The 18,526-nt window shown below is 62.0% G+C and carries 21 protein-coding genes; 9 read left to right on the top strand and 12 right to left on the bottom strand.

Annotation, left to right across the window (positions count from 1 at the left end):
• Positions 1-23: 23 nt before the first annotated feature.
• From trmD to ffh, 5 genes are all read right to left on the bottom strand, one after another.
• Positions 24-725 (bottom strand): tRNA (guanosine(37)-N1)-methyltransferase TrmD, encoded by a 702-nt coding sequence (trmD, locus tag EFD56_RS06695; RefSeq protein ID WP_126904977.1) that lies wholly within the window; start codon positions 723-725, stop codon positions 24-26.
• Positions 725-1,294 carry a ribosome maturation factor RimM gene (gene rimM / locus EFD56_RS06690; protein WP_085743719.1) on the bottom strand — a complete coding sequence of 190 codons (570 nt, stop codon included), beginning with the start codon at positions 1,292-1,294 and terminating at the stop codon, positions 725-727. The genes trmD and rimM overlap by 1 nt, the downstream gene beginning before the upstream one ends.
• Before the next feature lie 113 nt (positions 1,295-1,407).
• Positions 1,408-1,779 (bottom strand): 30S ribosomal protein S16, encoded by a 372-nt coding sequence (rpsP, locus tag EFD56_RS06685; RefSeq protein WP_037116834.1) that lies wholly within the window; start codon positions 1,777-1,779, stop codon positions 1,408-1,410.
• Positions 1,780-1,827: 48 nt separating this feature from the next.
• The gene (locus EFD56_RS06680; RefSeq protein ID WP_037116837.1) at positions 1,828-2,148 is read right to left on the bottom strand and encodes a chorismate mutase; all 321 of its coding nucleotides are present in this window, start codon (positions 2,146-2,148) and stop codon (positions 1,828-1,830) included.
• Between the two features lie 16 nt (positions 2,149-2,164).
• Complete coding sequence (gene ffh / locus EFD56_RS06675) at positions 2,165-3,742, bottom strand: signal recognition particle protein (RefSeq protein ID WP_126904976.1); 1,578 nt, start codon at positions 3,740-3,742, stop codon at positions 2,165-2,167.
• Positions 3,743-4,141: 399 nt separating this feature from the next.
• Between ffh and EFD56_RS06670 the strand changes: the two genes are divergently transcribed.
• The 6 genes from EFD56_RS06670 to EFD56_RS06645 all read left to right on the top strand — a co-directional run bounded on the left by EFD56_RS06670 (position 4,142) and on the right by EFD56_RS06645 (position 9,536).
• On the top strand, positions 4,142-4,366 hold the full coding sequence (locus EFD56_RS06670) for a hypothetical protein (RefSeq protein ID WP_183818503.1): 225 nt from the start codon (positions 4,142-4,144) through the stop codon (positions 4,364-4,366).
• Positions 4,367-4,478: 112 nt separating this feature from the next.
• Positions 4,479-5,384: a diaminopimelate epimerase gene (dapF, locus tag EFD56_RS06665; protein WP_126904975.1), complete on the top strand. Its 906-nt coding sequence runs from the start codon at positions 4,479-4,481 to the stop codon at positions 5,382-5,384.
• Positions 5,381-6,652 carry a tRNA (N(6)-L-threonylcarbamoyladenosine(37)-C(2))-methylthiotransferase MtaB gene (gene mtaB, locus EFD56_RS06660; protein WP_126904974.1) on the top strand — a complete coding sequence of 424 codons (1,272 nt, stop codon included), beginning with the start codon at positions 5,381-5,383 and terminating at the stop codon, positions 6,650-6,652. Before dapF ends, mtaB begins: the two co-directional genes overlap by 4 nt.
• A 16-nt stretch (positions 6,653-6,668) precedes the next feature.
• Positions 6,669-8,231 carry a signal recognition particle-docking protein FtsY gene (gene ftsY, locus EFD56_RS06655; RefSeq protein ID WP_126904973.1) on the top strand — a complete coding sequence of 521 codons (1,563 nt, stop codon included), beginning with the start codon at positions 6,669-6,671 and terminating at the stop codon, positions 8,229-8,231.
• Positions 8,232-8,307: 76 nt separating this feature from the next.
• A complete protein-coding gene (locus EFD56_RS06650; RefSeq protein ID WP_126904972.1) occupies positions 8,308-8,952 on the top strand; it encodes a septation protein A in 645 nt (214 codons plus the stop codon).
• Positions 8,949-9,536: a DUF2585 domain-containing protein gene (locus tag EFD56_RS06645; protein ID WP_064819207.1), complete on the top strand. Its 588-nt coding sequence runs from the start codon at positions 8,949-8,951 to the stop codon at positions 9,534-9,536. Before EFD56_RS06650 ends, EFD56_RS06645 begins: the two co-directional genes overlap by 4 nt.
• Positions 9,537-9,575: 39 nt before the next feature.
• On the opposite strand, the gene EFD56_RS06640 is transcribed toward EFD56_RS06645, so the two are convergent.
• From EFD56_RS06640 to ccmA, 5 genes are read right to left on the bottom strand one after another with little or no spacing between them, the layout of a single operon-like run.
• Entirely contained in the window at positions 9,576-10,184 is a 609-nt protein-coding gene (locus tag EFD56_RS06640; protein ID WP_126904971.1) for a DsbE family thiol:disulfide interchange protein, read from the bottom strand.
• On the bottom strand, positions 10,181-10,348 hold the full coding sequence (gene ccmD / locus EFD56_RS06635; protein WP_010013142.1) for a heme exporter protein CcmD: 168 nt from the start codon (positions 10,346-10,348) through the stop codon (positions 10,181-10,183). Before ccmD ends, EFD56_RS06640 begins: the two co-directional genes overlap by 4 nt.
• Positions 10,349-10,351: 3 nt before the next feature.
• Positions 10,352-11,113 (bottom strand): heme ABC transporter permease, encoded by a 762-nt coding sequence (locus tag EFD56_RS06630; RefSeq protein ID WP_126904970.1) that lies wholly within the window; start codon positions 11,111-11,113, stop codon positions 10,352-10,354.
• 47 nt (positions 11,114-11,160) lie between these two features.
• Positions 11,161-11,820 (bottom strand): heme exporter protein CcmB, encoded by a 660-nt coding sequence (gene ccmB, locus EFD56_RS06625; protein ID WP_012485530.1) that lies wholly within the window; start codon positions 11,818-11,820, stop codon positions 11,161-11,163.
• Positions 11,817-12,464: a heme ABC exporter ATP-binding protein CcmA gene (gene ccmA / locus EFD56_RS06620; protein ID WP_126904969.1), complete on the bottom strand. Its 648-nt coding sequence runs from the start codon at positions 12,462-12,464 to the stop codon at positions 11,817-11,819. Before ccmA ends, ccmB begins: the two co-directional genes overlap by 4 nt.
• Before the next feature lie 262 nt (positions 12,465-12,726).
• On the opposite strand from ccmA, the gene acnA reads away from it, so the two are divergent.
• From acnA to EFD56_RS06605, 3 genes are all read left to right on the top strand, one after another.
• A complete protein-coding gene (gene acnA, locus EFD56_RS06615; protein ID WP_126904968.1) occupies positions 12,727-15,417 on the top strand; it encodes an aconitate hydratase AcnA in 2,691 nt (896 codons plus the stop codon).
• Between the two features lie 234 nt (positions 15,418-15,651).
• The gene (locus EFD56_RS06610; RefSeq protein ID WP_004676869.1) at positions 15,652-16,392 is read left to right on the top strand and encodes a DUF1223 domain-containing protein; all 741 of its coding nucleotides are present in this window, start codon (positions 15,652-15,654) and stop codon (positions 16,390-16,392) included.
• 290 nt (positions 16,393-16,682) lie between these two features.
• Positions 16,683-17,084, top strand: a complete 402-nt coding sequence (locus tag EFD56_RS06605; protein WP_010011188.1) for a DUF2794 domain-containing protein — start codon at positions 16,683-16,685, stop codon at positions 17,082-17,084.
• 6 nt (positions 17,085-17,090) lie between these two features.
• Here the strand turns inward: EFD56_RS06605 and EFD56_RS06600 are convergent, their stop codons facing one another.
• Positions 17,091-17,648 (bottom strand): GNAT family N-acetyltransferase, encoded by a 558-nt coding sequence (locus EFD56_RS06600; RefSeq protein WP_037142128.1) that lies wholly within the window; start codon positions 17,646-17,648, stop codon positions 17,091-17,093.
• A 108-nt stretch (positions 17,649-17,756) separates the two neighbouring features.
• Complete coding sequence (locus EFD56_RS06595; protein ID WP_004676875.1) at positions 17,757-18,485, bottom strand: Bax inhibitor-1/YccA family protein; 729 nt, start codon at positions 18,483-18,485, stop codon at positions 17,757-17,759.
• Positions 18,486-18,526: the final 41 nt, after the last annotated feature.

The following is an 18,526-nucleotide window of genomic DNA, read 5'->3' as shown; positions in this document are numbered from 1 at the left end:
TTTTTGTGAAGGGGAGGGTGGAATCAGCCGTTTTTCTCGGATTCAGCCTTTTCGAAGAGATCCGGCCGCCGCTCCCGCGTCAGCTGCACCGCCTCCTCGTGGCGCCACTTTTCGATGGCGCCGTGGTTGCCCGATGTCAGGATGGAAGGAATTTCCCGGCCTTCCCACTCCTGCGGCCTCGTATAATGCGGATGTTCCAGCAGTCCGCCTTCAAAGCTTTCATGCAGGCCGGAAAGATCGTTGCCCATCACGCCGGGCAGGATGCGGATGATCGCATCGAGCACGATCAGCGCCGCCGGCTCGCCGCCGGACAGCACGTAGTCACCGACCGAGACTTCTTCCAGTCCGCGTGCTTCGATCACCCGCTGGTCGACGCCCTCGAAGCGGCCGCAGACGATAACGACGCCTTCGCCTGCCGCAAGTTCGCGCACGCGCTGCTGCGTCAGCGGCCGGCCGCGCGGGCTCATCAGCAGGCGCGGGCGGGTATCGTTTTGACACGTGCTGTCGATGGCGCGGGCGAGAACGTCGGGTTTCAGCACCATGCCGGCGCCGCCGCCGGCCGGCGTGTCGTCGACGGTGCGGTGTTTATCGGTGGCGAAATCGCGGATCTGCACCGCGTCCAGCGACCATTGCCCGCGCTGCATTGCCTTGCCGGCGAGGGAAAAGCCCAGATGTCCCGGAAACATCTCCGGATAGAGTGTCAGCACGCTCGCCCGGAAAGCCATCACTTCTTCTTTTTCGGCTTGTCCGGGGTGAATTTCGACAGCTCTTCGGGATCGTCGACCAGCCCCGCCGCCAGCGGATCGATCAGCAGCGTGCCGGCTTCCAAATCGATTTCCAGCACAGAGGCTTCCGAGAAGGGGATCAGCACCGGGCGCTTGCCCGGACCCTTGAGCTCCAGGAGATCGCCGGCGCCGAAATCGAAGACGCCGGTAACCGTGCCGTAGCTGACGCCCTGGTCGTCTCGCGCCTCGAGCCCTTCGAGATCGGCATAGTAGAACTCGTCGTCCTCCAGCTCCTCGTCGGGCAGATTGTCGCGCTCGATGTAAAGTTCCAGCCCGTTCAGGGCCTCGGCGGCGTTGCGGTCGTTGATGCCGCGGAAACGGACGACAACGACATTCTTCATCTCGCGGATTTCGAGGATTTCGAAGCTGCGTCCATCCATGCTGTGCAGATGACCGTAGTCGCCGAGCGCGACCGGGTCGGCGGTGTAGGCCTTGGCGCGCACTTCGCCGCGCAGGCCCTGTGCGCCGCCGATCGTCGCCATCAGAACGGGGTTTTCGAGCTTTGTCATGGGTTCCTTCATGTGCCGGAAAGACAGGTTTCTCATAGCCGAAGTGCGGGTAATTGGAAACGAAAACGGGCGGCATGTCGCCATGCCGCCCGTTCGATTGGGGAAGGTCCCGATTATTCCGCGGCGTCGGCAGCAGCAGCGGCGGCGTCAGCGGCCTTCTGAGCCTTTTCGGCGGCGCGTTCCTGGGCGCGCTTGCCCGGCTTTGCCTTGACCGGGTTGTTCTTGGCTTCGCGCTTGGCAACGCCGGCTTCATCGAGGAAGCGCAGAACGCGGTCGGTCGGCTGGGCGCCGTTGTCGAGCCAGTGCTTGATGCGCTCGGCGTTCAGCTGAACGCGCTTCTCGTCGTCCTTGGCGAGCATCGGGTTCCAGGAACCGAGGTTTTCGAGGAAGCGGCCGTCACGCGGGCTGCGCGCATCGGCGAGAACGACGTGGTAATACGGGCGCTTCTTGGAGCCACCGCGGGCGAGACGAATTTTCAGTGCCATGTTCTTTACTCCTTAGGCTTTTCTTGACCGCTTCGTGAGGCGGTAGGGTTATCGGGCTGCGGCGCTCTGTTCAGCGTGGTCCGCAGCGATCTGCTCATGATGCCGGATGACTTCCTTGATGACGAAGTTCAGGAACTTCTCGGCGAAATCCGGGTCCAGATTGGCGGCTTTCGCCAACTGGCGAAGGCGTTCGATCTGGTATTCCTCGCGCGCCGGATCGGCCGGCGGCAGATTGTATTTGGCCTTCAGCACGCCGACCTCTTTGGTGCAGCGGAAGCGTTCGGCCAGCATGTGCACGAGAGCGGCGTCGATATTGTCGATCGACTGGCGATAGCTCGTGAGCTGGGCTTTGACGGCTGGATCAATCATGGGGCAAGCGATCCTTTCACTTCTTCTTCGGCAAGCCGGGCAATCCCGGGAAACCACCGCCGAGGCCCGGCAGCTTGGCGCCGCCGAGACCAGGCAAACCACCCGGCAGACCGCCGAGACCGGGCATGCCCCCACCCGGCTTTCCAAGCCCCGCCGCTTCGGCCTGCTTCTGCAGGGCCTCGAGCTGCCGGGGATCGATATTCGAGAGATCGGGCATGCCGCCACCCATGCCGCCGCCAAGCCCCATCTTGCCGGCAAGGCCGCTCATCATCTGCTTCATCATGCCGCCTTTGCCCTTGCCGCCCATCATCTTCATCATGTCGGCCATCTGGCGGTGCATCTTCAGAAGCTTGTTGATGGCGGCGGCATCGGTGCCGGAGCCGGCGGCGATGCGCTTCTTGCGCGAATGCTTGAGCAGGTCGGGATTAGCGCGCTCGGCCTTGGTCATCGACTGGATGATGGCGATCTGGCGGCCGAAAAGCTTGTCGTCGAGGCCGGCGGTGGCCATCTTGTCCTTCATACCAGCCATGCCGGGCATCATGCCCATAATGCCGCCCATGCCGCCCATCTTCTGCATCTGGCGCAGCTGATCGGCGAGATCGTCGAGATCGAACTTGCCCTTGGCCATCTTGGCGGCCATGGCGGCCGCCTTCTCAGCGTCGATATTCTCGGCGGCACGCTCGACCAGCGAGACGATGTCGCCCATGCCGAGGATGCGGTCGGCGATGCGGCGGGGATGGAACTCCTCGAGCTCGCTCATCTTCTCGCCGACGCCGATCAGCTTGATCGGTTTGCCGGTGACGGCGCGCATCGAAAGCGCCGCGCCGCCGCGGCCGTCGCCGTCCATGCGGGTCAGCACGAGGCCGGTGATGCCGACGCGTTCGTCGAAATTGCGGGCGAGGTTGACGGCGTCCTGACCGGTCAGCGAGTCGGCGACCAGCAGGATTTCATGCGGGTTCGAACGCTTCTTGATGTCGGCCATCTCGACCATCAAGGGCTCGTCGATATGGGTGCGGCCGGCGGTGTCGAGGATGACGACGTCATGGCCGCCGAGCTTCGCCGCCTGTACCGCACGGGCGGCGATATCCGTCGGCGACTGGCCTGATATAACAGGCAGCGTGTCGATGCTGGCTTGGGCGCCGAGCTGGCGAAGCTGCTCCTGGGCTGCCGGACGGCGCGTGTCGAGCGACGCCATCAGCACTTTCTTCTTCTCGCGCGTCGACAGGCGATGGGCGATCTTGGCAGTTGTCGTCGTCTTGCCGGAGCCCTGCAGGCCGACCATCATGACGACGACGGGAGCGGGCGCGTGCAGGTCGATGCCAACGCCTTCGCCACCGAGCATCTCGATCAGTTCGTCATGGACGATCTTGACGACCATCTGACCGGGCTTGATCGACTTCAGGATCTCGGCGCCGACAGCCTTTTCACGCACGCGGTCGGTGAAGGAGCGCACGACATCGAGGGCGACGTCGGCCTCCAGCAGCGCACGGCGAACCTCGCGCAGCGCTGCGGAAACATCGGCTTCCGAAAGCGCGCCACGGCCTGTCAGTCCATTCAGAATGGATCCAAGACGGTCCTGGAGGTTTTCAAACATCGGCTCTTCCTTGATACGTTTCGGGCGGTTCGATCTGCCCGGAAACGTCGTGCTTTTCCTTGACGAAAACAAGACGCAAAGCCAAAAAGCACCCGAGGGCGCATCGCGCTGTCGGGTGTTGACCTCCGGGATCTCAGGTCCCGGTCGGCGGCTCGGAGTCATGCGGCTCGTCGCGGATTGGGCGCGATAAACAGGAAAGCGGCGCGAAAGTCAAGGCGAATGCGTGGAATGGCCGCCTGGCGGAAGGTCGGATGCCCTCTCGCCTATAGGTTAGCCGTCAAAATTCCGGCTGATGGCCTAAAATCACGATATCGGCCAGTTGCAAAATATTCCACTTGTGATTCTACTTTCTACTTAAGTGCATCCTGTAAAATGATTCGTGAATATCCTTGATGCCGGATGATCCGGCGGAGATATCGAATGATAGATCCTGATATTGAGAGCTGGGCACTGGCGCGGGCTCATCATATTGTTCTGAACGAAGGCCTTAGTCTTGCAAAGGCGGCACAGGATCTGGATCGCAAGCGATCCCGCTCGCTGGTCTATGAGCTGAGAAAGGTCATCACCGCCGCCATCGTCGAGGCGCATGCGGCGTCTTTCCATTCTAACGGTGCTGAGCGGTAAAACCGGACTGCCTGGCAAGGACGGCCGGCGGCAGTGGCTGCCCGGCACTCACCCACTGGTAATTCCTTCGCATTTCCGCCATATACAGCGGAAACACGGACGGAATGATACGATGAGCGCAACGGTCGAATTCGCGAGGATGAACGGGCTTGGCAACAAGATCCTGGTCGTCGACATGCGCGGCCGGCCCGACAAGGTGACGCCCGCGGCAGCCGTCGCGCTCAATGCCGATCCTGAAACCGAGTTCGATCAGATCATGGCGATCCATGATCCCAAGGCCGACGGCACCGATGCCTTCATCGATATCCTGAATTCCGACGGCTCGAAGGCGCAGGCCTGCGGCAACGGCACACGCTGCGTCGTGCAGGCGCTCGCGGCCGAGACCGGCCGGAAGGCCTTCACCTTCCAGACGGTCGCCGGCATTCTCAACGCCGTCGAGCACGAGGACGGGACGATCTCCGTCGATATGGGAAAGCCGGTGTTCGATTGGAACAGGATCCCGCTCTCGGAAGAATTCCACGATACCAGCCGCATCGAACTGCAGATCGGCCCGATCGACAATCCCGTGCTGCATTCGCCGTCTGCCATGTCGATGGGCAATCCGCATGCGATCTTCTGGGTGGACAAAGACGTGATGTCCTACGATCTCGCCCGCTTCGGGCCGCTGCTCGAAAACCATCCGATGTTTCCCGAGCGCGCCAATATCACCTTGGCGCAGGTCACCTCGCCGACATCGATGACGACGCGCACCTGGGAGCGCGGCGCCGGCCTGACGCTTGCCTGTGGCTCGGCCGCCTGTTCCGCCGCCGTCAGCGCCGCGCGCACTGGGCGTACCGGCCGCACGGTGACGATCAATGTGGCAAGCGCCAAGCCGCCGGCGACACTTTCGATCGAATGGCGCGAGCGCGACGATCACGTCATCATGACCGGTCCGGCCGAGTGGGAATGGTCGGGCAGGCTCAATCCTGCGACCGGCCTCTGGTCGCGCGATGCGGACCGGGGAGCCGAGGCGCAGTGAGCGGCATCGAGGTCATTACCTTCGGCTGCCGCCTCAACACATATGAATCCGAAGTGATGAAGGCGCAGGCCGAGAAGGCCGGGCTCAACAATGCCGTGCTGGTCAACACCTGTGCGGTGACCGGCGAGGCCGTTCGTCAGGCCCGCCAAGCGATCCGCCGGGCGCGGCGCGACAATCCGCATGCCCGCATCATCGTCACCGGGTGTGCCGCGCAGACGGAAAAACAGACCTTCGCCGCCATGCCGGAGGTCGACGCCGTGCTCGGCAATGAGGAGAAGCTTTCGAGCGCCTCCTATCGCAGCCTACCGGATTTCGGCGTTTCGGCCGAGGAGAAGCTGCGCGTCAACGACATCATGAGCGTCAAGGCGACGGCGCCGCAGATGGTGAGGCACATCGACGCCCATGTGCGCGCCTTCATCCAGGTGCAGAACGGCTGCGACCACCGCTGCACCTTCTGCATCATCCCCTATGGCCGCGGCAATTCCCGCTCCGTGCCGATGGGAGCCGTCGTCGACCAGGCCCGCAGGCTGGCCGACAGCGGCTATCGCGAGATCGTGCTGACCGGGGTCGACGCCACCAGCTACGGCGGCGACCTGCCGGGCGCCCCGACGCTCGGGCTTCTGGCCAAGACCCTCCTGAAGCAGGTTCCGGATATCCGCCGCCTCAGGCTTTCCTCGATCGACAGCATCGAGGCCGATGCGCATCTGATGGATCTGATCGCCGAAGAACCGCGCTTCATGCCGCATCTGCATCTGTCGCTGCAGCATGGCGACGACATGATCCTGAAGCGGATGAAGCGCCGACATTTACGCGCCGATGCGCTGCGCTTCATCGCGGATGCGCGCAGCCTGCGCCCAGAAATGAGCTTCGGCGCCGATATGATCGCCGGCTTCCCGACAGAGACGGAAGAGATGTTCGACAATGCCGTGCGGCTCGCCGAAGAGGCCGGCATCGCGCATCTGCACGTCTTTCCCTACAGCCCGCGTCCCGGCACGCCCGCCGCTCGCATGCCGCAGCTCGACCGGTCGCTGGTCAAGGATCGCGCCGCCCGGCTGCGCGCCACTGGACATAGGCTCCATCTGTCCCATCTCGATGGCATGGTCGGAACCCGGCAATGGCTGCTTGTCGAAAACAACGGCCTGGCGCATACGGAGAACTTCACGTTGGTCGCAGCAGCCGACCTTCGCCCCGGCGAACTTGTGCCGGTCACCATCACCGGCCACAATGGCAAGCATCTCGACATGCAATTGACGGCCGCAGCGGCCTGACTTTCACGGAATCCTCATGGCGCTCAGTTTCATCAAAAAGGTCTTCACCTTCGGCAAGCCGGCTGAAGAGCCCGTGCCTGAGGCCGTGGAAAGGGAGCTCGAGCCGCGCTCGCGTGACGAAGATCTGCCGATCGCGGACGATCCCGTTCTTCCCGAGGAAATGGATACGGCCGGCGGACCAGCGGCCGATGTCGGCGAGGGTGAGGCCGAGGAAGCGGACATCGTCGACGAGACCTTGCCTTTGCCTCCCGCGGATCAGATGAGCGATTTCGGCTTGGTGCCGCTTTCACTGCTGCAAGCTGAAGCAGAGACGCGGGCAATTTCAGAGAGCGAGGCGGAAGAAACCCTCTCTGTCCCTTCGGGATATCTTCCCCACCAGGGGGTAGATCGTTCGGAGGCTGACGCGCCGGTTTCGATCGAAGAGGCCGCTGAGGTAACAGAAGCGCTCTCGGAAGAAATTCCTGCTGAGATCGATGTAAAAGAAGACATCTCCATTCAGCCGATCTCGCCCCCTGTGGGGGAGATGCCCGGCAGGACAGCGGACGGTATCTCCTCCGAAACTGCGGCGGAACAGCCGACGCTGGAATCTCCCGTTCTTCCCAAAGGCTTCGCCACCGGCCCGGCAATCGTCGAACCGCAGCCCATTGCCCCGCAGCCGAAACTCAGCTGGTTCCAGCGGCTGCGAAACGGTCTGGCGCGCACCTCCTCGCAGCTGACCGGTCAGATCACCGCGCTCTTTACCAAGCGCAAGCTTGACGACGAGACGCTGCAGGATCTCGAAGACCTGTTGATCCAGGCCGATCTCGGCGTCGAGACGGCGCTGCGCGTCACCGATACCCTGGCTTCCGAGCGCTACGGCAAGGACGTCACCGGCGAGGATGTCAGCAGGATCATGGCGTCCGAAATCGCCAAGGTTTTGAAACCGGTCGCCAAGCCGCTGCAGCTCGATCTCTCGCACAAGCCGCATGTCATCCTCGTCGTCGGCGTCAACGGCACCGGCAAGACGACGACGATCGGCAAGCTGGCGGCGAAGCTTTCCGGCGCCGGGCTGAAGGTGATGGTGGCTGCCGGCGATACGTTCCGCGCGGCAGCGATCGAGCAGCTGAAGATCTGGGCCGAGCGGACGAACTCGGAATTCGTCGGCACCAAGCTTGGCGCCGATGCTGCCGGCCTTGCCTATGACGCCTTCGAACAGGCGAAAGCGAAAAAATGCGACGTGCTGATCGTCGATACGGCCGGCCGCCTGCAGAACAAGGCCGAGCTGATGGCCGAGCTCGAGAAGATCGTGCGCGTTCTCGGCAAGCTCGATCCCGATGCGCCGCATACCGTGCTGCAGACGCTCGACGCGACGACGGGACAGAATGCGCTGAGCCAGGTCGAGATCTTCCGCAATGTCGCCGGCGTCAACGGCCTGATCATGACCAAGCTCGACGGCACGGCGCGTGGCGGCATCCTGGTGGCCATCTCCGCCAAGCACAAGCTGCCGGTTTATTTCATCGGCGTGGGCGAAGGCGTCGACGATCTGGAGCCGTTCGAGGCCGAGGACTTCGCGCACGCCATTGCCGGACTTCCCCAATGATGCCACAGATATGCCGCCGAAAGCCTGCAGGGCATGACGGGAACAGGTTTTCAGGAACAGCAGGTTTGACGAACGCATGACCACCGAAAGCGATATCATCCCGAGCGCGGCCGACCGGCATCATCCGCTGTTGAAGCTGGCGCTGGAGCTCGGGCCGCTGTTGATTTTCTTCTTTGCCAATCTGCGCGGCCAGTGGCTGGTGGAGCGGTTTCCTGCTCTTTCGGAGCTTGGCGGTCCGTTGTTCGTCGCAACCGGGCTCTTCATGGCGGCGACGGTTTTTTCGCTGATCGTTTCGAAGATCGTGCTCGGCCATCTGCCGATCATGCCCTTCGTCTCCGGCATCGTCGTCGTTATCTTTGGCTCGCTGTCGATCTGGCTGCAGAACGAGACCTTCATCAAGATGAAGCCGACCATCGTCAACACGCTCTTCGGCGTCGCGCTGCTCGGCGGGCTCGCCTTCGGCCGGTCGCTGCTCGGCTACGTCTTCAACGCCGCTTTTCAGCTCGATGCCGAAGGCTGGCGAAAGCTCACCATCCGCTGGGGCATCTTCTTTCTGTTCCTCGCCGTGCTGAACGAAGTCGTCTGGCGCAATTTTTCCGACGATACCTGGGTCGCCTTCAAGGTCTGGGGCACGATGCCGATCACCATCATCTTCACGCTGGCGCAGATGCCGTTGGTGCTGAAACACAGTATCAATCTGGAAACGGACGGCGAGAAGTGAGTGCCGCAGACGCCGAATATCGTGTCAGACACCAGAGTTTCTGGTTCGTCGCCTGCGTTGCGGTGCTGGTCGCGCAGATCGTCACCGAATATTTGATGGGCCGCGTGCCGATCTGCGCCTGCGGATATGTCAAGCTGTGGGAAGGCGGGGTCAATACCAGCGGCAATTCGCAGCATCTGTCCGACTGGTACACGCCGTCGCATATCATCCACGGCTTCCTGTTTTACGGCCTCGGCCATCTCGTCCTGCGCCGCAAGCCGCTGGCGGCACGGCTGCTCCTGGCGCTGGTGATCGAATCCGGCTGGGAGCTGCTGGAGAATTCGCCCCTCATCATCGACCGCTACCGCACGGCGACGATCGCGCTCGATTATTACGGCGACAGCATTTTGAATTCGGCGATGGACACCGTTTTCATGTGCGTCGGCTTCTTCTTTGCATCGCGGGCGCCGGTGGCGCTGACGGTGGCGATCGCCATCTTCTTCGAGATTTTCACCGGCTACGTGATCCGCGATAATCTGACGCTCAACGTGCTGATGCTGATCTGGCCGGTGGAGGCGATCAAGGTCTGGCAGGGTGGGGTTTAGGCCCACGTCGTTGCAAAGACCCCTCACCCGGAATAATGCTTACGAAGCCGGCTTCGCCAGCGCCTTTTCCATCGCCGGAAACAGCCCTTCCTTCAGGCTGATATCGTCGAAGGGGCCGACGCGTTTGTAGAGGATGGTGCCGTCGGGGGCGACCAGATAACTTTCCGGGATCCCGTAGACGCCCCAGTCGATCGCCGCCTTGCCGTTCGGGTCGACGCCGATCGCCCGATAGGGATTTCCGAGCTCGCCGAGGAAACGCAGGGCGTTGTCGTTCTTGTCCTTGTAATTGATGGCGACGATGTTCAGCCGACCGTCCTTCGCCAGTTCCTTCAAGATCGGGTGTTCGTCCCGGCAGGGGATGCACCAGGAGGCAAAGACGTTGACCAGGGTCAGCTTGCCCGTGATCGCCGCATCGGTCAGCGCCGGCAGATTTGCGCCGTCGAGCGGCGGAAGGTTCAGCGCCGGCGCTTTGGTGCCGATCAGGGCCGACGGGATTTCGGCGATGTTCTTGCCATGGAAATCCTGGTCATAGAGCATCTTTGCGGCCGTCGCGGCAATGGCGCCAAAGACGAACAGCGGCAGAAGCGCCAGGGCGTAGCGGCTGAGTCCGCTCGGCTTGCCGGGCTTGGCTTCGGGTGTTTCGCTCATTCGCCGTCCCTCGCGGACGCCGAGCGGCGGCGAATGCCCGCGGCTTCGAGGGCTGCGAGCTCACGCCGGCGCGCCCGGCCGTCGGCCCAGGTCCAGAGCGTGACCGCGATCGTCACGAGCGCCGCAAAGCCGTAGGAGGCGTAGACGTAGAAGGCATGCGTCATGATCTACTCCTCCCGGCTCGCCATCCGGGCGGCGAGACGGCGCTGCGCGGCGATCCGGCGGCGCCAGATCTCGTTCCTCATCGCCATGATGTGCAGGGTGAAGAAGAGGAGGGTGAAGGCGATCGCCATGACGAGCAGCGGGCGCAGGAATTCCGGATCGATCGCCGGACCGCCGATCCTGAGCACGCTCGCCGACTGGTGCAGCGTGTTCCACCATTCGACGGAGAACTTGATGATCGGAATGTTGACGAAGCCGACAAGGATGAGCACGGCCGAGACCCGCGCCGCCCTCGACGGATCGTCGATGGCGCGGCTCAGCGCAATCAGGCCGAGATACATCAGAAAGAGCACGAAGACCGAGGTCAGGCGCGCGTCCCACACCCACCAGGTACCCCACATCGGCTTTCCCCAGAGCGAGCCGGTGACCAGCGCGAGCAAGGTGAAGGCGGCGCCGAGCGGGGCTGCGGCCTTGGCGGAGACGTCGGCCAGCGGGTGGCGCCAGACGAGCGTGCCGATCGCCGAGGCGCTCATGATGGTGTAGCACATCATCGAAAGCCAGGCGGCAGGCACGTGGATATACATGATCCGAACGGTCTCGCCCTGTTGGTAATCGCCTTCGGTCGAGAAGCTGAGATAGAGGCCGGCCGCGAAACACAGCGCGGTGATGCAAGCCAGCCAAGGAATGACGCGGGCCGCCAGCGCCAGAAATCGCGTCGGATTGGCGAGATCGCTGAATTTACGGATGGCAAGGCTTATGTCGTTCATGGCCGCTTCCTTATCCCTATCCGGCTGTTCCCGCAATCGAGTGACATTCAATCCGACGTGTTTCGCAGCGCGAGCGCAGCGGCGGCCGGGCCGATCACCGCAAAGAACAGCGTCAGCGCAGTCAGGATGAGGAAGGGCGGCAGGAAAGGGGCGGGATCCTCGACCGCGGCATAGGTGGCGCTGACGCCGAAGATCAGCACCGGGATGGTCAGCGGCAGGACCAGGATCGAAACCAGCAGGCCGCCGCGGGGCAGGGCGACGGCAACGGCAGCGCCGACGGCGCCGATGAAGGTAATGGCCGGCGAGCCGACAAGAAGCGTCAGCATGGTCGCGCCGATCGCTGCCTCGTCCATATTCATGAAGAGGCCGAGCAGCGGTGAGGCGATCACCAGCGGCAGGCTGGTGGCGGCCCAATGGGCGAAGCATTTGACCAGCACGGTCAGGACAAGCGGTGTTTCCTGCATCAGCATCAGGTCGAGCGATCCGTCGTCGCGCTCGGCCTGGAACAGGCGGTCCAGGCCGAGAAGGGCGGCAAGCAGCGCGCCGATCCAGACGATGGCCGGGCCGATGCGCGAAAGCAGCTTGAGATCCGGCCCGACGCCGAAGGGGATGACGGCGACGACGGTCAGGAAGAACAGCACGCCGATCAGCGCACCGCCGCCGGCGCGGATGGAAAGTTTCAGGTCGCGGAGGAAGAGGGCAGTCATCCCCACACTCCCTGATCCACGCCGGCAAAGCCCGTCATCTTCAATTCCTGCATATTCTTCAAGCCCAGCGGCTGATGTGTCGCCGCCAGAAGAATGCCACCCTTTGCCAGATGCGTTTCGATCAATCCGGCGAACAGCCGGTCGGCGCTGGCATCGAGCGCCGCTGTGGGCTCGTCGAGGATCCAGACGGGGCGATGGGCGACGAGCAGCTTGGCGAAGGCGAATCGGCGCTGCTGGCCGGCGGAGAGATAACCGAAGGGAAGGTGGGTTATTCCCGAGAGGCCGACGGCTTCGGCTGCCTCCTCAAGGGACAGGCCGGCAGAAGCTTCCGTTTCGTCGAGAAAGGTGCGCCAGAAATCGAGATTCTCTGCAACCGTAAGTTCATTCTTCATTGCGTTTCGATGGCCGAGGTAGTGGCTGACCTCGCCGGGATGCCGGCCTTCCCGGCTGCTGTCGCCATGAAAGACGACAGTGCCTTTTTCCGGCCGCAGGAGGCCGGCAACAACACGCAGCAAAGTGGACTTTCCGGATCCATTTCTCCCAGTCAGCACAAGCGCCTCGCCGGCCGCCAAGTGAAAGGAAAGATTAACGAAAATCAGATCGTCACCGCGCCTTGCGGCCAGATTTTCGGCGGTGAGATGCATGCATCGGTTCTTTCTTCGTTTCGGCTTCCGGATGGGTCAAAAAATGTCCGATTTTGCTCGTTTCCGGGTATGGCAAGTTTTTAGGAAATTATCTATAAGACCTGCAACCACGCCAGCGGTCGGCGTGAATTTCATCCTTGCGCCGAACTTGGAGCGTCTGCTCCACGTGCGGACAGCGGAAATGGCCGTACCCGCATCCTGATGTGCATTAAGTGCATAGGCGTTCGCACGACTGTGTTGGCTATCAGAAACGGGGTCTCTCGTGTCTAAATCTCTTGACAGTTTCAATTGTCGTTCCACGCTTTCCGTGAACGCGAAGGACTATGTCTATTACAGCCTGCCCAAGGCTGAGGCAAACGGTCTGCCCGGCGTTTCCAAGCTGCCCTATTCGATGAAGGTGCTGCTGGAAAATCTGCTGCGCTTCGAAGATGGCCAGTCGGTCACCAAGGAGCATATCCTGGCCGTTGCCGAATGGTTGAACAACAAGGGCGCGGTCGAAAACGAGATTGCCTATCGCCCGGCGCGCGTGCTGATGCAGGACTTCACCGGCGTTCCCGCCGTCGTCGACCTTGCCGCGATGCGCGACGCGATGGTGTCGCTCGGCGGCGATCCCGAAAAGATCAACCCGCTCGTTCCCGTCGACCTCGTCATCGACCACTCCGTCATCGTCGATGAATTCGGCACGCCGCAGGCTTTCGCCAAGAACGTCGAGCTGGAATATCAGCGCAACGGTGAGCGTTACCGCTTCCTGAAGTGGGGCCAGCAGGCCTTCAAGAATTTCCGCGTCGTTCCTCCGGGCACCGGCATCTGTCACCAGGTCAATCTCGAATATCTCGGCCAGACCGTCTGGACGAAGGAAGAAGACGGCGAGACGATCGCCTATCCCGATACCTGCGTCGGCACCGACAGCCACACGACGATGATCAACGGTCTCGGCGTTCTCGGCTGGGGCGTGGGCGGTATCGAAGCGGAAGCGGCGATGCTCGGCCAGCCGGTCTCGATGCTGCTGCCCGAAGTCATCGGCTTCAAGCTGACCGGCAAGCTCAAGGAAGGCGTGACCGCGACCGACCTCGTTCTGACCGTCGTGCAGATGCTGCGCAAGAAGGGCGTCGTTTCCAAATTCGTCGAATTCTTCGGCCCCGGCATGGACAACATGCCGCTCGCCGACCGTGCGACGATCGGCAACATGGGTCCGGAATACGGCGCTACCTGCGGCTTCTTCCCGGTTGACGGCGAAACGATCAACTATCTCACCATGTCCGGCCGCACGCATGACCGGATCGCGCTGGTCGAAGCCTATTCGAAGGCCCAGGGCATGTGGCGTGAAGGCGACGGTTCCGATCTGGTCTTCACCGACACCCTGGAACTCGACCTCGGCGACGTCGTGCCGTCGATGGCCGGCCCTAAGCGTCCGGAAGGCCGCATCGCGCTCGAAAACATCGCTTCCGGTTTCGCCGGCTCGATGGATGCCGATTACAAGAAGCCCGGTCAGCTCAGCAACCGCTATGCGGTCGAAGGCACGGATTTCGATCTCGGCCATGGCGACGTGGCGATTGCCGCCATCACCTCGTGCACCAACACCTCCAACCCGTCGGTACTGATCGCTGCCGGCCTTCTGGCCCGCAACGCCGTTGCCAAGGGCCTGAAGACCAAGCCGTGGGTCAAGACCTCGCTGGCGCCAGGATCGCAGGTCGTCGGCGAATATCTCGCCAAGTCCGGCTTGCAGGCCGATCTCGACAAGCTCGGCTTCAATCTCGTCGGCTTCGGCTGCACGACCTGCATCGGCAATTCCGGCCCGCTGCCGGCGCCGATCTCGAAGACGATCAACGACAAGGGCCTGATCGTATCGGGCGTGCTCTCCGGCAACCGCAACTTCGAAGGCCGTATCTCGCCCGACGTCCAAGCGAACTACCTCGCTTCGCCGCCGCTCGTCGTCGCTTACGCGCTCGCCGGCACCGTGCAGAAGGATCTCACCAAGGAGCCGATCGGCGAAGACCAGAACGGCAATCCGGTTTATCTCAAGGATATCTGGCCGACCTCGCATGAGGTGCAGGAATTCATCCAGAAATACGTCACCCGCGAGCTCTATGAATCCAAGTACGCCGACGTCTTCAAGGGCGACGTCAACTGGCAGGCCGTTCAGGTTCCGCCGGGCCAGACCTATGCCTGGGACGACAACTCGACCTATGTCCAGAACCCGCCCTACTTCGTCGGCATGGGCAAGAAGGGCACCGGCGTCGCTGATATCAAGGGCGCGCGCGTCCTCGGCCTGTTCGGCGACAAGATCACCACCGACCACATCTCGCCGGCCGGTTCGATCAAGGCGGCTTCGCCGGCAGGCGCCTACCTCATCGGCCATGACGTTGCAGTTGCCGACTTCAACCAGTACGGCACACGCCGCGGCAATCATGAAGTGATGATGCGCGGCACCTTCGCCAACATCCGCATCCGCAACCACATGCTCGGCCCGAACGGCAAGGAAGGTGGCTACACCATCCACTACCCGTCGAAGGAGGAGACCTCGATCTACGACGCGGCCATGCAGTACAAGTCCGAAGGCGTGCCGCTCGTCATCTTCGCCGGTGTCGAATACGGCAACGGCTCCTCGCGCGACTGGGCTGCCAAGGGTACCAACCTGCTCGGCGTCAAGGCGGTGATCGCCCAGTCCTTCGAGCGCATCCATCGCTCGAACCTGGTCGGCATGGGCGTCATCCCCTTTGTCTTCGAAGAGGGCACGACCTGGCAGAGCCTCGGCCTGAAGGGCGACGAACTCGTCACCATCGAGGGCCTGGACAAGATCAAGCCGCGCGAGCGGAAGATTGCCAAGATCACCTATAGCGACGGCACCGTTAAGGACGTTCCGCTGCTGTCGCGCGTCGATACGCTCGACGAGGTGATCTACCTCAACAATGGCGGCATCCTGCAGACGGTGCTGCGCGATCTCGCTGCCTGATCGTTAAGAGCCTGAGATGATTGTGGCCGCCGGAGAGCAATTTCCGGCGGCTTTTCTTTTGCGGCGGCAGCATTCGAGCGGGCTCACGATGATTTGTTTTCTGCGGCTTCCGGTCGAGCTACGTCTCACCCGTTCGTGACTTTTCGTTTGGACCCGGAAGGATTATTCGTACGTTCATATCTCAGAGCCTCCGGTACCAGTCCGCCGTCGGCGCTGAAAAAGAGGTGCAGGTGAATGTCCCCCCGTTTCTTGATCCCGCTGTTCGCCGGTGTTGTTCTCGCAGGCCCGTTGCATGCCGAAGACGGCACCCCGAAAGGCGTCGTCGAGCTGTTCACGGCGCAGGGCTGCTCCTCCTGTCCCCCTGCTGACGCGGCCTTCCGCAAGCTGGTGAACCAGGGCAATGTCATCGCGCTCGCCTATCACGTCGATTACTGGAATTATCTCGGCTGGGCCGATACGCTGAGCTCGAAGGAAAACACCGAGCGGCAGTACGGCTATGCCAGGACAATGGGCCGCAGCAACGTCTACACGCCGCAGGCCATCGTCAATGGGCGCAGTCATCTGGCCGGCTCCGATCTCACCGGCATCAACAGCAAGATCGACATTTACAGCAGCGAAGGCAACGGACTGACCGTTCCCATCAGCGCATCGATGCGCGGCGACGAACTGGAAATCAAGATCGGCGCCGGGCAGGGTAAAGCCAATGTCGTCATGGTCTATTTCGACAAGGAGAAGACGATCGACGTCGAGAAGGGTGAAAACAGCGGCAAGAAGATCTCCTATCTGCACAGCGTCACCAATGTCGAAACCGTCGGCATGTGGGATGGCAAGGCGACCAATCTGACGCTGCCGGCAAGCGTCCTGCAGCGGCCGCAGCTCGAGGGTTGCGCTATCCTGCTGCAGTCGGCGACCGCGGACGGCGATCCGGCCGCGATCCTTGGCGCGACCGTGGTGATGGCAGGCAAAAATATTTGAGATTCATCCGCTTGCGGATGTAGGGTCCGGGCGGCCCGGCTGAGCGTATTCGGGGCTGGGGTTAAGGTCGATACGCTCCGCCGGGCCCTTTGGCGCGCTGGCGCCAAACCGGGATGCATAATTCCCCTGCAAATGAGGCGCTGTTTTGACTGAAATGCGGCGCTGCCGAGAAAGCGTCGGCTCTGTCCACAGTCCACTGCGGCCGAATGTGACGGGCCGCACTCTTGCAATTTGTGGCGGCTCGGGCAAACTGTCATTCTCCTGTCACAAGCGGAGGCCTCGGGAGACTGATGACAGATCAGCCGGATTTGCGACACGGCGAAAGCCGCTCCGTCGACAACACTTCCTCAGTCGTCGTCGATCTCAGGGAATACAAGCAAAGCAAAGATCCGCTTCCGGTGACTTTCCATAGGCGCGAACTCGACGCGATCCTCTGGATCTACGGCCGCATGGTCGGCGAGGGCGAATGGCGCGATTACGCCATCGATCACCTGAAAGACAGGGCGGTGTTTTCCGTCTTCAAGCGCTCCGGCGAAATGCCGTTCTTCCGAATCGAAAAGAACCCGAAGCTCGCGGCCAAGCAAGGCGCCTATTCCGTCATCAACGTCAACGGTATGATCCTGAAGCGCGGACACGAGCTCAACCAAGTGCTCAAGGTATTCGACAAGGCCTTGAAGCTGGTCGACAAGTAAGCCTGATCAGCCGGCAAACAGTGTCCCGGGATAGGTGGATGGATCCGGATCCGTCGTCGTGCCCGCGCCGAGGCTGCGCTGCATGAGCATCGTATCGAGCCAGCGACCATGCTTGTAGCCTGTGCCCTGCATCAGGCCGACCTCTACGAAACCCGCCTTGAGATGAAGCGCGATCGAGGCAGGGCTCGCACCGCCGATGACGGCCACCATCTGACGGAAGCCGAGGGCGGTGCAGCGGTCGATCAACTCACTCATCAGCGCTTTGCCGATGCCTTGACCGCGGGCTTGGGGCGCCAGGTAGATCGAATCCTCCACCATCCAGCGATAGGCCGGGCGGGTGCGGAAGGCCGAGGCATAGGCGTAGCCGAGGAAGTTTCCGTCGTCATCGATGGCGGCGATATAAGGATATTGCTGGCCGACGATCGCGGCAAAACGCTGCGCCATCTCGGCCTCGGGGGGCGGTGTGATTTCGTAGCTTGCAACGCCGTTCAGGACGGAGTCGCGATAGATCCCGGTAATGGCGGGGATATCGGCCTCAGAGGCGTCACGCAGAAGGAAGGACATCGAGCAGTTGGTCCAGCGGCGGGGCAGAACTCCTCTAAAACCATTCCTCCGAAAACGGCGCAACAAAAAAGGCGGCCGAAGCCGCCTTTTCGATCTTGATGGACCTGCTTATTTACGGTTGCCCATGAACTGCAGCAGGAACATGAAGAGGTTGATGAAGTCGAGATAGAGCGTCAGTGCGCCCATGATCGCCTTGCGGCCGGCAACAGCGACGTCATCAGCTTCATAGTAGAGCTCCTTGATCCGCTGCGTGTCGTAGGCGGTGAGGCCTGCGAAGATCAGCACGCCGATCACCGAGATGGCGAACTGCATTGCGGACGAAGCCAGGAAGACGTTGACGAGCGAGGCGATGATCAGGCCGAAGAGACCCATGATCAGGAACGAGCCGATTGCCGACAGGTCACGCTTCGTCGTGTAGCCGTACAGCGACAGCGCGCCGAAGGAGGCGGCGGTGACGAAGAAGGTCTGAACGACGCTCTGACCGGTATAGATCAGGAAGATCGACGAGAGTGACAGACCGACGAGCGCGGCATAGATCGCGAAGGTCGTCTGGGCGGCGCTCACCGTCATGCTATGGATCCGGAAGCTCAGGAAGAACACCAGAGCCAGCGGCGCCAGAATGACCACCCATTTCAGCGGGCTCAGATAGATCGCTTGGCCGAAAGCGGTGATCTCGCCATTGGAGAACGCGAGTTGGAACGACAGATATGCGGCCACACCGGTGATTGCCAGACCCAGCGCCATCAGGTTGTAGACCTTGAGCATATAAGCGCGCAGGCCTTGATCAATCATCTCGCCGGTCTGAGCGCGGCTTTGATAGTTACGAAGGTCAGCCATAGTTTCCTCTTACAAGCTCCGATGGAGATACGGTGTCGGGG

It is taken from the genome of Rhizobium phaseoli, from assembly GCF_003985125.1.
In the GTDB taxonomy this organism is placed as follows: domain Bacteria; phylum Pseudomonadota; class Alphaproteobacteria; order Rhizobiales; family Rhizobiaceae; genus Rhizobium; species Rhizobium phaseoli.
This window is presented reverse-complemented; position numbering and strand designations above follow the sequence as displayed.